The organism is Winogradskyella sp. MH6 (genome assembly GCF_022810765.1).
Lineage (GTDB): Bacteria > Bacteroidota > Bacteroidia > Flavobacteriales > Flavobacteriaceae > Winogradskyella.
Map to the genome: position 1 here is coordinate 803,337 of NZ_CP094494.1, position 14,750 is coordinate 818,086.

Consider the following 14,750-nt stretch of genomic DNA (forward strand, 5'->3'; position numbering starts at 1 on the left):
CTATGTTTGATGGCTTTAAATTACAATTAGTCAATTCTAATCATATTTTGAATTTTGATGGATTTGATAAGACGAATACATTTTGTCATGAACTCGGTCACATTCACAAAACCGTTTATCATTACAAGTGCTTATCATTCCATCATTTTTCAGAACATGACAAGTTATATCTTTATGGAAGTTTTCATAAATTTCACAATAATGGACAACACAATTACAATCAGTTCAGTATTAACAATTTTATTAGTTCAGTCTCAATCTTCTTAGATATTTTTTCAATAGAAGCTAAAAACTGTATTATCAAAAATATTGAGTACGGTGTAAACATAGAAACAAAGCATAATATCAACATCTTACTTAACAACCTTTTACTTCACAAAAACCAAGCACCATTAAAACCGAGATTTTCTGACTTTAGGTTTGAACATCAACGTTATCACTTAAAAGTTTATAATAAATCAGAACAGTATTTAAATCTAGTCAACAATAAAAACATTCTAAGATTTGAAATGCGCTTTGAAAGAATGATTAAACTAAATCAAAAAGGAATAAATACCCTCGCAGACTTATTATCAAATGAGCACTTAACTTTTTTTAACAACGAATTAGTTGAGATGTGGAATAACATTTTAATGTTCGATTATACCATTAAAGTTGACAGTCTAAACACAATCCAAAGAAACAAACTAAAAGACTTTTGCAACCCTTCATACTGGCAGAACCTAAAGCCAAACAGAAGAGACAGACAAAAAAAGTACTTAAAGAATATAATTTTAAAGTATTCTGATAAAATCCAAAGTGAAATAAGTATTCAAATAATAGAAACCTTAAAACAGAACTGTGTAATAATTAACGATTAATATAATGTAGTAATCATTACACATCAAGAAAATTAATATACAAAACATCACTTTTGATTTTCACACATAAAAAAAACTTGAATATTCAATCTTTTTTCAAATGCAATAAATTTACCTCGCGCGCGTATTGTTTTACTTTTATTACCTTACAGTATGAAACGATACAAAAAGAAAAACAAAAAAAAGTATAATGATTACTTTGACAACTATTCTAAAAAATATTTGGACAGCTTTAAATTAGGCATAATATACCTCCTCATTGTAATCCTTTTGTTTTTAGTAGAAAAATATATCATTTAAAAACTTGTGAATTAGGCTCTAAGTAAAAAAATATGTTAATTTTGCCATATTTTATAACCTATAAGTTATATTTATATTGAAAAAACAGGCGGTCATATTAAGAAAAGGTACAAAATTTGATATTTGTTGTGATATCGACCTCCTAGATGAGTTTATGCAATATGTAATGCAAGACGCAAGTCACTTTAAAGAAATGAAGTTAATCTTCAGTCAAATACTTGAGGGGCTAAAGTCTAAAAAATATAGCGATGAGCCATTCGGCACTAAGGCGATGAAGCCATTCTTAAATAGAGAAAATGATAGAATTATTTGTAATGTAAAAAACAGAAAACGACGAAAGAAATGCATTATTATGTCCGAATTTTATTATAGTAAAAAAACAAACGGTATTGACAAACAGTTAAGCAATAGATATAAAATAGTTTCAACTTATGATTATGAAATCATTGAATAAATTCAAAAACATTCTTACAAACCCGAATTTCGATATTGAACATGAAACTCAAATGGTACAATCACGTATTTTAAGTTCCATACTCGAGATAATGGATGAAAAAGAATATAATCAATCAGATTTAGAAAGACTTACAGGTTTAAGTCAACCTTTTTTAAGTAGTATATTTAACAATAAAAAGAAATTGAGCATGAGGCATATTGCCTTAATTCAAGAAGCTCTAGGTGTTATACTACAACCACCTACAGCTTTATCTAAAGAAGCTCACAACAATAAGTTTTATAATGAAAATGACGAACCTCTTGAAACTGCAAAATTTATTTGGGTTTCAGAAAATTTTAAAGATAAAAATCCATTGAAAAATAGAGTTTATTCTAGTTGTGCGTATAGCTTAGTCGTAAACGAATGCCAGTCCTCATATAAAGTCTCTTCAAAAAACACGATAACTGGTGTAATACGAAAAAGTACGAAACAACGCATCATTGAAGGAAAAATCATTAAGTCTGGAAAAGAAATAAAAACTTACGGTTAAATAACAAAAAACTGAGATGCAAAAGACAAACTTTTTCTCTGATATAGAAATTTTAGAACAAAGAGTATTAGAAGCTCATTATTCGGATAGAGTTAATAATGAAACTAACGTAAATTTGTTAGACTCGGAATTATTCGAAATTAATATTGAATACGACCTTTATATTAATAATCAAGATGATAGGGAACACTACATACTTATAGCGCTTGAAATTAATGAAAAAAACCAAAATGATGAGGACGCATTAAGTTTAAACATTCTTACTCAAGGTCATTATAAAATAAAACAAGAGGTTAAAAAAAAGGAATATGACTCATTATATCATTTCGGCAGTTTATCACTAGGCATTAATCATCTGAGACTAGCATTTTTTAATCTCACTTCATTAACATTGAATACAGGACAATCCCTTCCTTTAGTTAACATGAGTGCGCTTCATGAAGCCTATGACAAAAAAATAAAAAAGCTTCGAGCAAAAGAAAAAAAATAAGATTGACTCTATACGAATTTAACCTTCTAACTAGAGACCAGCAATTAAAACAATTATGGGATTTAGGCACTTACATTGACAACTTTGTTAGTGACTCAGAACGTTGTAATCTTTATGCAATAGGACGTTTTTTTGTTGAGGTAAGCTACAATCCTAAAACAAATAAAATCGACACAATCAAAAGCTTTAAAACCGGATATCTTTTAGACAAATATTCAAGCCTTAAATAGAGTATTTCCTAACCAGTATGTAAATAGTACGTTTTGTGTTGATTTACACCTTTTTTTACCTTTGTTGACTTATGGTTGACCAACAAAGGGTCTTAAAAAAAGTAAAGCCTTGAAAATCAAATGATTAACAAGGCTTTTTGTACTGAAGGCGGGACTTGAACCCGCACGGCCATAATGGCCATTGGATTTTAAGTCCAACGTGTCTACCAATTCCACCACTTCAGCATCCAAGTTACAGACTGTAACTTTAATTGGTATATATTTTTGTAGAGCGAAAGACGGGATTTGAACCCGCGACCCTCACCTTGGCAAGGTGATGCTCTACCCCTGAGCTACTTTCGCAGTTTTTAAAGAACTATTTCGCTGTAAAAGCGGATGCAAATTTAAAATAAATCTTATAAATGCAAAGCCTTTTTTAAAAATAAATATAATTTATTTTAAGCTTGTTTTTTCTTGATCAGCATTCGCTTAATTTCATTGAGTTTCATTAATGCTTCAACTGGTGTTAATGTATCTATATCTGTATGTAGAATTTCTTCTTTGATTTCTTCTAGTAAAGGATCATCTAAATTAAAGAAACTCAACTGCATATCGTCTTTTAAAGACTTTACCTTATCGGTTAATTCTTCACTAGAATGTGATTTTTCAAGTTTAGAAAGAATTTTATTTGCGCGTCTAATAACTTGCTGAGGCATACCTGCCATTTTAGCTACATGAATTCCAAAACTATGCTCGCTTCCACCCTCAACAAGCTTTCTAACAAAAAGAACGTTGTCTTTTAACTCTTTAACAGCAACATTAAAGTTTTTTATTCTAGTGAATGTTTCTGTCATCTCATTAAGCTCATGGTAATGCGTAGCAAAAAGCGTTTTGGGCTTTGCAGGATGCTCGTGTAAATATTCGCTTATTGCCCAGGCTATTGAAATACCATCGTAAGTACTCGTACCTCGTCCTATTTCATCTAACAATACCAAACTACGCTCAGAAATATTATTAAGGATAGATGCCGTTTCATTCATCTCTACCATAAATGTAGATTCACCCATAGAAATATTATCGCTGGCACCAACACGTGTAAAAATCTTATCTACAAGTCCAATTCTAGCTTCCTCAGCAGGCACAAAACTTCCTATTTGTGCCAACAAAACAATTAAAGCTGTCTGTCTTAAAATAGCTGATTTACCAGACATGTTTGGTCCAGTAATCATAATTATTTGCTGTGTTTCCCTATCGAGATAAACATCGTTAGCGATATAAGCTTCGCCGAGTGGCAATTGTTTTTCTATAACAGGATGGCGTCCTTCTTTAATGTCTAATTCAAAACTGTCGTCTATTTGAGGATAACTATAATTATTGGTCTTAGCCAAACTCGCAAAACCGCATAAACAATCTAACTGACCTATTAATTGTGCATTCTGTTGCACCTGAACGATAAATTGATGCATCCAGTTTACCAACTCAGCAAATAACTGTTGCTCTATGGCCAGAATACGTTCTTCAGCACCTAATATTTTAGCCTCGTATTCTTTTAACTCTTCGGTAATGTAACGCTCTGCACTTACCAATGTTTGCTTTCGCACCCATTCTTGCGGCACTTTGTCTTTATGTGTATTTCGTACTTCTATATAATAGCCAAACACATTATTTGAAGCAATTTTAAGAGATGGTATACCTGTACGCTCACTCTCACGCTCTAGCATATTATCTAAGTAGTCTTTGCCAGACTTTGATAATCCTCTAAGCTCATCGAGCTCTTCTGAAAACCCTTCGGCAATAGTATTACCTTTTAAAACATTTACAGGTGCTTCTTCATTTAAGGTTTGCTTTATTTTTTCGCGAAGCAAATCGCAATTATGTAAACTACTTCCAATAATTTTTAGAGCTTCATTGTCGCAACTTTCAGCTACCGATTTTATTGGCACAATAGCTTCTAAAGAGTTTTTAAGTTGAATAACTTCTCGTGGACTCACTTTAGTCGTAGCAATCTTAGAAATAAGACGTTCTATATCGCCTATATGCTTTATCTGTCCTTGCATTTTTTGAAGCGCAGCATCATGCTCCAACAAATACTTAACCACTAGGTGTCGTTGCTTTATCTTATCGGCTTGTTTTAATGGTAATGCTAACCAACGCTTTAAGGTACGACCTCCCATTGCAGAAATCGTTTTGTCGATAACGTTGATTAAAGTCACCGCATTGGCATTAGTAGAATGGTACAACTCTAAATTTCTAATGGTGAATTTATCCATCCACACATAATCATCTGTGGCAATTCTAGAAATCGTGGCAATATGCTCTAATTTATTGTGTCGTGTTTCACTCAAATAATGAAGTACAACACCAGAAGCAATAATACCTTCATACAAATCCTCAACACCAAAACCTTTTAGTGTTTTTGTATTAAAATGCTTGGTAAGTGTCTCGTTGGCATAATCTGCCTGAAACACCCAATCTTCTAGATAAAAGGTATGAAAGTCGTTACCAAAAGTGTCATTAAATTCTTTTCGGCATTTTTTTGAAATAAGAACTTCACTCGGATTAAAGTTTTGAAGCAACTTATCTATATATTCAGCATTGCCTTGAGAGGTTAAAAACTCACCTGTTGAGATATCTAAAAATGAAATTCCTGTAAAACGTTTATCAAAATGAACCGCACACAAAAAGTTATTAGACTTAGAGTGTAAAATATCATCATTTAGAGCTACACCTGGTGTTACCAATTCAGTTACACCACGTTTCACAATAGTTTTGGTTTGCTTAGGATCTTCTAACTGATCGCATATAGCAACACGCTCACCTGCTCTTACCAACTTAGGAAGATAGGTATTTAGCGAATGATGCGGGAAACCCGCAAGTTCTGTTTCGCTCTCACTACCTGCACCACGCTTGGTTAAAATGATATCTAAAATCTTTGAAGCCTTTACGGCATCACTACCAAAAGTTTCATAAAAATCACCAACCCTAAACAATAATAAAGCATCAGGATACTTTGCCTTTATAGCATTGTATTGCTTCATTAACGGTGTTTCTTTTTTTGCCTTTTTAGCCAAGAGAATTGTGTATTTTTGTTTTATCCTGAAAGCTATCAGGAATTACAATTGTAAGATTGCTAATGTAGCCAAATAGCCTTGTTTTATAAAGCCTTTTGCTTATAAGTTATTTACAAAAAGTATAAGATTTCAACATGCGAAAACTAAAAAACAGTGAATTAGACCGTCTCGATGTTTCTGAATTTAAAGACGCTGAAAAATCACCAATAATTATAATTCTGGATAATATTCGTAGTCTTAATAATATTGGATCGGTCTTTAGAACAAGTGATGCCTTTTTGATTGAAAAAATTTATCTCTGTGGCATTACAGCGCAACCACCACATAACGACATTAGAAAGACTGCTTTAGGAAGCACAGAAACCGTAGATTGGGAATATGCCGAAAACACAATTGATGTTGTAAATAATTTAAAAAATGAAGGTGTAAATATCTGTTCTATTGAACAGGCTGAAAATGCAACTATGCTGAACAATTTTAACCCAGAACCGAACACAAAATATGCCTTTGTATTTGGTAACGAAGTTAAAGGAGTAGCTCAAGATATTGTAAACACTAGTGATTTGGTAATTGAAATCCCACAGTATGGCACAAAGCATTCTCTAAATATTTCTGTTAGTGCTGGTGTGGTGATTTGGGATGTTTTTAGCAAATTGAAGAAGAATTAAAATTATTCATTCATAAAATTATAATTATGCCAATAATAAAACCTGTTAGAGATATACATCCGCAAATCCCTGAAGATTGTTTTGTTGCCGAAAATGCCACCATAGTGGGAGAAGTTAGCATGGGAAACCAATGCAGCGTTTGGTTTAATGCTGTAATTAGAGGTGATGTTCACTATATAAAAATGGGAAACAAGGTGAATGTTCAAGATGGTGCTGTAATACATGCTACCTATCAAAAATCACCAACAACTATTGGTAACAATGTCTCTATTGGGCATAATGCCATTGTACATGGTTGCACTATACACGACAATGTACTTATTGGTATGGGAAGTATTGTGATGGACAACTGTATCATTGAAAGTAATAGTATTATTGCTGCTGGTGCTGTAGTTACTCAAAACACAGTTGTTGAATCTGGTAGTATTTATGCAGGTGTTCCTGCTAAAAAAGTAAAAGACATTAGTAAGGAATTGATTTCAGGAGAAATCGATAGAATTGCCAATAACTATGTAAAATATTCCAGTTGGTTTAAGGAAGATTAACGCTTAAAAATCTAAATAAGCTGTTTCAAATTTACCCTCAAGTAAGGCATCTAAAACCTCAACATTCCTGTTAGAGTATAATTTTATTGAAGGTTTATTTATTTCAGAATTAAGTAAATTCTGAGAATGTAAAATAGCCTTTGTTTGCTTTGCTACAGCCAATCCAGAATCTATTATTTTTACTTCTTTAGGAAGCATGGTTTCTAACATTGGTATTAGATAAGGATAATGAGTACAACCTAAAACCAGATAATCAATATTGGCTTTTAGCATAGGTTCTAAATACATTTGAAGCAAATCTTTCATTTGATTTGTATGTAATTGACCTGACTCAATTAAAGGTACAATCCCTTCACCAACTTGCTCAATTACCTTAATTCCATTAGCGTAAAGATCTGATGTTTTATGAAAGAGCTGACTACTAAGCGTTCCTTTTGTAGCGAGTATCCCTATAGCTTTTGTTTTTGTATTTAAAGCCGCAGGTTTAATCGCAGGTTCTATGCCTATAAATGGCACATCATATGTTTCTCTTAAATACGAAATGGCATTTGTGGTGGCTGTGTTACAAGCTACAACAATAATTTTACAGCCTTTTTCTAGTAAAAATTCGGTGTTTTTTATAGAAAGATTCCTAATCTCTTCCTCTGACTTGTTACCATAAGGTGCATTTTTACTATCGGCTAAATAGATCATATTTTCGTTAGGCAATAACATGTGTACTTCTTTAAAAATAGAAGTACCTCCAACACCAGAATCGAATATGCCAATAGGTTTATTACTCACTAGAAGATTGAAATTTAATTATACTACAAAAATAAAAAGTCGCCTTAACAAAGCGACTTTTTAAGAAGTATTTATTTATAGGCTTTTACTTATAGTTTTAAGTGAGCCTTTACATCTGCCATTAAATCTTTACCATCTGCTACAATTAACATAGCAGAGTCTAATACATACTGAAACCCTTGAGCTTTAGCTACTGCCTGAATTGCTGCGTCAGCATCATCAGCAATTGACTTTAGTAAATCGTACTCTTTCTTACTTAAGTCTTGATTCTTTTGTTGTTGGTATATAGCTAATGCTTGCTTCATGCCATCAACTTGTTTCTTACGCTTTATATTTTCTTCATCGGTTTGCGCTGCTGCTTCTGCATTATATTGCTTAACCAAATTTTCTATCTCCTTTAATTGGTCTTGAAATTCCGCCTCGTATGTATCAGCTAATTTTTGAACCTCTGCTTGTGCGTTAGCATAAGCTGGCATGGCTTTAATTAATTCCTCTTTATTAATATGTGCAATTTTATTTTGAGCAGATACAAAACTTGATGCTCCAATAAAAAGTGCAGTTGCAAATAATAATGATTTTAAATGTTTCATTTTTCCTAAATTGTATTTGTGTGTTATAATTATTAATTATTTTCTCCTTCTTCTTTCTTAGCCTTGGCTATAGAATCTCTTCGTTTAAGTTGTTTTTCACGTTCTTCACGTGCTTTTTTTCTTTGTTCTAATATTTTTTGTTTACGTTCTTCTAACGCTTTTCTTCTGTTTTCTCTATCTCTTGCCTTTATCTCTGCCGCTGTAAGTGGTTTTTTAGTACTTACAGAATCAGTCTTTTTAGCAGAATCTTTCTTTTTATCTGCAGAAGATTTAACAGCATTTTTTGCTTGTGATGTACTGTCTTTTTCAGTTGTTTTAACATCATCTTCATTGCTATTTCTAGCATCTAGTACTTTTTGTCTACGTTCATCTGCTTCACGCTTTTTAGCAGCTCTAATTGAGTCTTGTCTTGCTCTTCTAGCTTCTAATGCCTTTTCACGTTCAGCGCGTTTTGCAGCTAATTCTGCTTCTCTTGTTGCCTTACGCTCTTCTAAAGCTTTTTGTCTTTCATCTTTTTCTTCGCTTACCTCAGGAACGACTTCTTCATCTTCTAATTCTTTACGCTCCTTCTTGCTATTTGCCTGATTACGTTTTGATGTTCTTGTAATAGTTCTTAAAACTTGCTCACTTATATCATAACGTTCTGCAGAATAAAGCATCACTACATCAGCTGACTTATCGAAAACGAAATCAAATTTTTTAGTCTCTGCAATTTGTTGTACTGCAGCAAATATTTGATCTTGTATTGGCTCAATTAGCTGGCGTTTCTGAATCATTAAATCACCATTTGGACCAAAACGCTTTTGTTGATAGTCTAAGATTTCTGCCTCTTCAAAAGAAATATCTTCCATACGTTCTTCATACAATTCCTTCGTGAGAAGCACACTTTCGTTTTCAAGCTCTTTCTTTTTTTGTTCTATTCCACTAAGCTTTTTTTCAATCTCTGTTTTCCACTGAAGCACCTTTTTATCCAATTGCGTTGAGGCTTCTTGATACTCTGGTACATTTTGTAAAATATATTCAGTATCTATATATCCTATTCTAACACCTTTTTGTGCATTACTACTAAAGCTCACTAGACCTATAACTGCCAATAAAAAAAGAACTTTAAATTTCACCATGATTGTTTTTGTTTTGAGACCTATTAAATTGTTTACCAATCTTTCCGTCAGTTTTTAGTGTTACTAATCTTCAAATTTAACGAAATATATCCTTAAAAATTTTAACACCATAATGAAATACTTATTTAGCAGTTAGAAAATATCGTGCCAAAGTTAAAATTGTTGACCAATAATGAAGTGTGTTTCCCATTTTCTTGGCGATGTTCCGTCTGGTAAATCATCAAATGCATGACCAAAATCTATACCCAATAAGCCAAAAGCTGGCATAAAGATTCTTAGACCAAAACCTGCAGATCTTCTTACGTTAAAAGGATTAAAATCTCTAAAACTATTTATAGACTGCCCTCCTTCTAAGAATCCTAAAGCATAAATCTTAGCTTGAGCTCCAAGTGTTATGGCATGTCGCAATTCTAATGAGAATTTGTTGTAAATAGAGCCTCCATCTGTAGTTGACAAGGACTGATTAGGATAACCACGTAACTGAATAATCTCTCTTCCATCTAACGCAAAGTTTCCTAAACCATCACCACCAACAAAGAAACGCTCAAAAGGAATAACTCCTCTGTCATTGTTGTAAGCACCTAAGAATCCAAATTCTACACTTGGTCTAAGAACTAACTTCTTTGTTAAAGCTGTATACCAATCTGCTCTAAACTTTATTTTATAGAACTCTAACCATTTGAAACGCTCTTGGTCAATTTCACCTATACGAGCATAATCATCTGCATCTGTTGGATCTAAAGCATCTCTTTCATCCTTTAAAGCTTTATAATCTACACCGTTAACTAAAGAATATGGGAAAGAAAATTTTGCCGAAGCTGTAAAACTAGAACCTCCTGTTGGGAAAATTGGATCTGTGTATAAATTATTTCTACTTAAGCCTATAGTATACGATAGGTTATTAGAGGTACCATCACCAAATGTAAATAAACCTGTATTATAATTGTTTAAATCATACTTTTGGTAGCTTATTGCTTGTGATAACAAAAAGTAATCATCTGGCTCTGATAACCTTGTGGAAACTCCTAGAGTAAGACCAAGAATATTAAACCTTCTGCTCTTATCTGCTCTTCGTGTTGCTGAGTTATACAAAAATTGTCTAGAATAAGATATAGAACTTGATAACTGAAATGGTTTTTTACCTCCCAACCAAGGTTCACTAAATGAGAAACTATAAGTTTGAAAGAATTGACTCGCCTGCAATCTCAAAGCTAAACTCTGACCGTCACCTCTTGGCACAGGCTTGTAGGCATCTTTCTTAAAAATATCTTTAATTGCAAAGTTGTTAAAAGACAATCCTAGAGTACCTATAAAACCACCTCCACCATAACCACCTTGTAGTTGTATTTGACTAGATCCTTGTTCTGCTACTTCATACTCTATATCTAGGGTACCATCCACTGGGTTAGGATTTTTAATGTTTGGAACAAGCTGCTGAGCATCGAAGAAACCTAACTGCCCTAATTCTCTTAAGGTTCTAATAATTTGAGACTTACTATACAACTCACCTGGTCTTGTTCTTATTTCTCTGTATATAACATGATCATTGGTAACATCGTTTCCTTTAACAGTAACGTTATTAAAATAAGCAGGCTTACCTTCAGAAATACGGATTTCCATATCAATAACATTACCTTCTGCACTAACTTCAACCGGGTTAATAGTAGAAAACATATAACCTGAGTTTTGATAAGCATTCACCAAACTTTGTGCATCTGGATCGTTAGGGTCGTCTATACGCTCTCTAAGCTCTACTCCATTGTACGCATCACCTTCTTTGATACCTAACAACAATGCCAATTGTCTATCACTATATACCGTGTTACCAATAAAATCGATTTTACCAAAGGTATATTTTTCTCCTTCTTCTACTTCAATATTTAAACTGATGGTTTTGTTATTGTTATAGATTATTGAATCTGAAACAATTCTAGCATCTCTATATCCTTTTTCTTTATATCGGTCTACAATACTCACTAAATCTTCTCTAAAATCTTCTTCAATGTATTTTGATCGTTTAAATATTCTCAGTGGGCTTAGGCTTTTCTTCTTCGTATTCTTCATGGCCTTACGAAGTTTTTTATCAGACAGCTTTTCGTTACCTATAAAATTGATGTGCTTTATTTTTACTTTCTGACCTCTGTCTATCTTAATCTTCATGTTAACACGCTCTTTCTCTACAGAATCTATTACCTCTGAAGTTTGAATGTTAACTTTGGTATTTAAAAACCCTTTCTTTTTGTATTTATTGGTTAGGTAATTTCTTGTAGTAGCAATGAGGTTTTCGGTAACCTTTACACCAGACTGAAGCTTATTCTCTGTTATAATTTCATCTTTCTTACCTTTCTTAACACCCTCAATAGTAAGATCTTTAAGCTCTGGCAAATCCATTAGATGAATTTCTAAATTGGCGTTTCTACCATCAATATCAGTGATAAAAATGTCTATACTGCTAAAGAGATTAGATTTCCATAACGTCTTAACAGCATTTGCTATTTTTTCACCACCAACTTGAATCTCCTCATCCTTTCTAAGTTTGGAATAGGCTATAATGGTTTGCGGACTAAAATTAGTATTTCCTGTAACCGTAATGTCTTTGATTAAATACTTGGCACCATCTTGTACTTGAGCATTACCCAAAAAAGGTATTGTAAAAAATAATACAACACCAATTAATTTAGCAAGGGACTTTGGTATTTTTTTATGAGGTAAGTTGTTCGCTTGTTTTTCCAAATCTTCGTTCTCTATTTTGATAATTTATCAGCGCTTCGTACAAATGTTCTTTGTTAAAATCTGGCCATAAAATATCTGTAAAATATAATTCAGCATAGGCAATTTGCCAAAGTAAGAAATTGCTAATTCGTTGTTCTCCACTAGTGCGAATTAACAAGTCTACATCTGGTAAATTTTGCGTGTAAAGATGCTTATTTATAATTGATTCATCAATACTTTCAGTAGAAATTATATTATTTTTAACTTTAACTGACAATTCTTTAATAACATTAACAATTTCTTCACGAGAACCATAGCTTAATGCCAGAGTTAATGTCATATTCGTATTATTTTTTGTCTTTTCTATAACATCCAATAACTCTTCATGCGCCTTTTTAGGCAAATCATGAAGACATCCTATGGCAGACAACTTAATGTTATTGTCTTGCAGTGTCTTTATTTCTTTTTTTAGCGATTTAACCAAAAGCTTCATAAGGGTTTGCACTTCTAGTTTTGGTCGGTTCCAATTTTCTGTAGAAAAGGCATAAAGTGTTAGATTTTTTACACCTAACTCGGCACTCGCCTCAACAGTCTGCCTTACAGCTTTTGTGCCATTTTCATGACCTATTGCACGTATTAAGCCTTGCTGTTTTGCCCAACGACCATTGCCATCCATGATAATTGCTACATGGTTAGGAAGTTTTTCTTTATTTACTTTTTCTTTTAGACTCATTTTAAAAATTGCAATAGCATGGCCTTCTACCAAAGGTGTAAGTTAAGGTAATTCCTGAAAACACATACCAGTCATTGCTATTAGTATTTCCAAAACTTAACTGCTCTCTAAATTCATTATCTGGCACACTTCCATCCAGTTCATCAGAAAATGTATATCTAGCACCTATTTCTGCTGCTAATACCAAATGATTGCTAATATTAGTTTTATATCCCAAAACCATCGGTATGCCATAAGCCCAACTACTAGTATCCTCAGAGGTATATTGACCATTTTGAGTAAAATAATAGTTATCGTGATTAGCCACAGAAATACCTGTATACAAATACGGAGTGCCTTTTATGCCGCTTGTATGCAAATCGAAATCCCAAAATGTAAATTCCATTCCTGCTGAAATTTCCAAAATACTCGTATTAAACTTATAGCCTCTTTGTATTCGTCTAGGATCATCTGATTTACCATCAACACCTTCTAAATCTGAAAATATGACAGATAACCTATACGAATGTCTCGGGCTTCTATTCCACTTAAAAATACCACCAATAGCAAACTGGTTGGGAGATATATAATTAGTAGCACCTACGTCTCCAATAAAATTACTCCCACCTGCAAACACACCAACCTCATAGATTTGAGCATTAGTATTTTGCATAAAAAATACACTTGTAAAAATTAGGAATAAATACCTCATAAATTTTTCAAAGTTTGCAAATATAATAATTATGATTAGCCTATTACAATTTGACACAAATTGTCTTAGAGATAAACAACATTTACAAGCTTTTATTGTAAAAAAACACGACTTAATTACGTCTATCCTCTCCCCAAAGAAGCTTTTTTCTTAAGGTGTCTAAAAATGTTTCTTGTAAACGCTCAACCATCTTGATTGCAAAATTTGCCTTTTTCACTGTTACCGTAGTAGTATTAGGTAATGTAACTATTCTAGAGTCTAAAGACATTAAAAATTGATCTTCCCGTCCATCAACCTTAAAAGTAACTTTTGTTTTATCTGGAATAATTAAAGGTCTTGCACTTAAATTATGAGGTGCAATTGGTGTCAATGCAAAATTATTAGCCTCTGGTGTTATAACAGGTCCTCCACAACTTAAAGAATAGCCTGTAGAACCAGTTGGTGTAGATAAAATAAGACCGTCTGCCCAATACGATGTTAAGTATTCATCATCGAGATGTGTTTCAACAGTTATCATAGAAGTGGTATTCTTTCTGCTCAAGGCAATCTCATTAAGCGCAAAATTAGTTTCACCTACAGCTTCACTCTTTGGTTGTGTAGTAACGCTCAACAATGTACGCTCAGATATTTTATAATCACCATTAAAAATTTCGGCAAGAGCAGATTCTATCTCTTCGGTTTGTATAGTTGCCAAGAATCCTAATCGACCAGTATTTATACCAACTATAGGAATACCCAAATCTCTTACATGGGTAATAGCTCTTAATATGGTTCCGTCGCCACCAATACTAATGAGCAAATCGTAACTTTTATCTAGTTTTGAAAACGTCTTTAAAGCCGTATTATTAAGAACCACTTCATGCTGTTGGCTTAAAAAATCTGACTCAACAAAAATTTCAGCATCATACTTCAACAGCACATCTACTAAAATTTCTAGTGCATTCTGAGTTGAATCTTTCGCATAGTTCTGACCGTAAATTGCAATTTTCAT

14 protein-coding genes and 2 tRNA genes are annotated in these 14,750 nt (G+C 32.9%); 6 read left to right on the forward strand and 10 right to left on the reverse strand.

Annotated features, from left to right (window positions below):
• Positions 1–2 precede the first annotated feature (2 nt).
• From MST30_RS03690 to MST30_RS03705, 4 genes are all read left to right on the forward strand, one after another.
• Positions 3–860, forward strand: a complete 858-nt coding sequence (locus tag MST30_RS03690) for a hypothetical protein (RefSeq protein WP_243473061.1) — start codon at positions 3–5, stop codon at positions 858–860.
• 493 nt (positions 861–1,353) lie between these two features.
• Entirely contained in the window at positions 1,354–1,614 is a 261-nt protein-coding gene (locus MST30_RS03695) for a hypothetical protein (RefSeq protein WP_243473062.1), read from the forward strand.
• Positions 1,598–2,146, forward strand: a complete 549-nt coding sequence (locus MST30_RS03700; protein WP_243473063.1) for a helix-turn-helix domain-containing protein — start codon at positions 1,598–1,600, stop codon at positions 2,144–2,146. Before MST30_RS03695 ends, MST30_RS03700 begins: the two co-directional genes overlap by 17 nt.
• Positions 2,147–2,162: 16 nt before the next feature.
• Entirely contained in the window at positions 2,163–2,636 is a 474-nt protein-coding gene (locus MST30_RS03705; RefSeq protein WP_243473064.1) for a hypothetical protein, read from the forward strand.
• Between the two features lie 370 nt (positions 2,637–3,006).
• On the opposite strand, the gene MST30_RS03710 is transcribed toward MST30_RS03705, so the two are convergent.
• From MST30_RS03710 to mutS, 3 genes are all read right to left on the reverse strand, one after another.
• Positions 3,007–3,091: transfer RNA gene (locus tag MST30_RS03710), tRNA-Leu, on the reverse strand.
• Positions 3,092–3,136: 45 nt separating this feature from the next.
• A tRNA-Gly gene (locus MST30_RS03715) sits at positions 3,137–3,208 on the reverse strand.
• A 95-nt stretch (positions 3,209–3,303) separates the two neighbouring features.
• On the reverse strand, positions 3,304–5,916 hold the full coding sequence (gene mutS, locus MST30_RS03720) for a DNA mismatch repair protein MutS (RefSeq protein WP_243473065.1): 2,613 nt from the start codon (positions 5,914–5,916) through the stop codon (positions 3,304–3,306).
• Between the two features lie 134 nt (positions 5,917–6,050).
• On the opposite strand from mutS, the gene MST30_RS03725 reads away from it, so the two are divergent.
• A complete protein-coding gene (locus MST30_RS03725; RefSeq protein ID WP_243473066.1) occupies positions 6,051–6,584 on the forward strand; it encodes an RNA methyltransferase in 534 nt (177 codons plus the stop codon).
• A 26-nt stretch (positions 6,585–6,610) separates the two neighbouring features.
• Entirely contained in the window at positions 6,611–7,129 is a 519-nt protein-coding gene (locus tag MST30_RS03730) for a gamma carbonic anhydrase family protein (RefSeq protein WP_243473067.1), read from the forward strand.
• Positions 7,130–7,132: 3 nt separating this feature from the next.
• Here MST30_RS03730 and murI read toward each other — a convergent pair whose 3' ends face one another.
• From murI to MST30_RS03765, 7 genes are all read right to left on the reverse strand, one after another.
• A complete protein-coding gene (gene murI, locus MST30_RS03735) occupies positions 7,133–7,912 on the reverse strand; it encodes a glutamate racemase (RefSeq protein ID WP_243473068.1) in 780 nt (259 codons plus the stop codon).
• Between the two features lie 89 nt (positions 7,913–8,001).
• Positions 8,002–8,502, reverse strand: a complete 501-nt coding sequence (locus MST30_RS03740; RefSeq protein ID WP_243473069.1) for an OmpH/Skp family outer membrane protein — start codon at positions 8,500–8,502, stop codon at positions 8,002–8,004.
• 32 nt (positions 8,503–8,534) lie between these two features.
• Positions 8,535–9,623 carry an OmpH/Skp family outer membrane protein gene (locus tag MST30_RS03745; RefSeq protein WP_346346982.1) on the reverse strand — a complete coding sequence of 363 codons (1,089 nt, stop codon included), beginning with the start codon at positions 9,621–9,623 and terminating at the stop codon, positions 8,535–8,537.
• A 153-nt stretch (positions 9,624–9,776) separates the two neighbouring features.
• Entirely contained in the window at positions 9,777–12,356 is a 2,580-nt protein-coding gene (bamA, locus tag MST30_RS03750; RefSeq protein WP_243473070.1) for an outer membrane protein assembly factor BamA, read from the reverse strand.
• Positions 12,325–13,068 (reverse strand): undecaprenyl pyrophosphate synthase, encoded by a 744-nt coding sequence (locus MST30_RS03755; protein ID WP_243473071.1) that lies wholly within the window; start codon positions 13,066–13,068, stop codon positions 12,325–12,327. Before MST30_RS03755 ends, bamA begins: the two co-directional genes overlap by 32 nt.
• A 1-nt stretch (position 13,069) precedes the next feature.
• The gene (locus MST30_RS03760) at positions 13,070–13,759 is read right to left on the reverse strand and encodes a type IX secretion system protein PorG (RefSeq protein ID WP_243473072.1); all 690 of its coding nucleotides are present in this window, start codon (positions 13,757–13,759) and stop codon (positions 13,070–13,072) included.
• A gap of 112 nt (positions 13,760–13,871) precedes the next feature.
• Positions 13,872–14,750: an NAD kinase gene (locus tag MST30_RS03765; protein WP_243473854.1), complete on the reverse strand. Its 879-nt coding sequence runs from the start codon at positions 14,748–14,750 to the stop codon at positions 13,872–13,874.

What these genes read in the sequence shown, in the direction of transcription:
- MST30_RS03690 (WP_243473061.1), top strand. Translation starts at nt 3, where the DNA reads ATGTTTGATGGCTTTAAATTACAATTAGTCAATTCTAATCATATTTTG.
- MST30_RS03695 (WP_243473062.1), top strand. Translation starts at nt 1,354, where the DNA reads ATGAAGTTAATCTTCAGTCAAATACTTGAGGGGCTAAAGTCTAAAAAA.
- MST30_RS03700 (WP_243473063.1), top strand. Translation starts at nt 1,598, where the DNA reads ATGAAATCATTGAATAAATTCAAAAACATTCTTACAAACCCGAATTTC.
- MST30_RS03705 (WP_243473064.1), top strand. Translation starts at nt 2,163, where the DNA reads ATGCAAAAGACAAACTTTTTCTCTGATATAGAAATTTTAGAACAAAGA.
- MST30_RS03725 (WP_243473066.1), top strand. Translation starts at nt 6,051, where the DNA reads ATGCGAAAACTAAAAAACAGTGAATTAGACCGTCTCGATGTTTCTGAA.
- MST30_RS03730 (WP_243473067.1), top strand. Translation starts at nt 6,611, where the DNA reads ATGCCAATAATAAAACCTGTTAGAGATATACATCCGCAAATCCCTGAA.
- MST30_RS03740 (WP_243473069.1), bottom strand. Translation starts at nt 8,502, where the DNA reads ATGAAACATTTAAAATCATTATTATTTGCAACTGCACTTTTTATTGGA.
- MST30_RS03745 (WP_346346982.1), bottom strand. Translation starts at nt 9,623, where the DNA reads ATGGTGAAATTTAAAGTTCTTTTTTTATTGGCAGTTATAGGTCTAGTG.
- MST30_RS03755 (WP_243473071.1), bottom strand. Translation starts at nt 13,068, where the DNA reads ATGAGTCTAAAAGAAAAAGTAAATAAAGAAAAACTTCCTAACCATGTA.
- MST30_RS03760 (WP_243473072.1), bottom strand. Translation starts at nt 13,759, where the DNA reads ATGAGGTATTTATTCCTAATTTTTACAAGTGTATTTTTTATGCAAAAT.
- MST30_RS03765 (WP_243473854.1), bottom strand. Translation starts at nt 14,750, where the DNA reads ATGAAAATTGCAATTTACGGTCAGAACTATGCGAAAGATTCAACTCAG.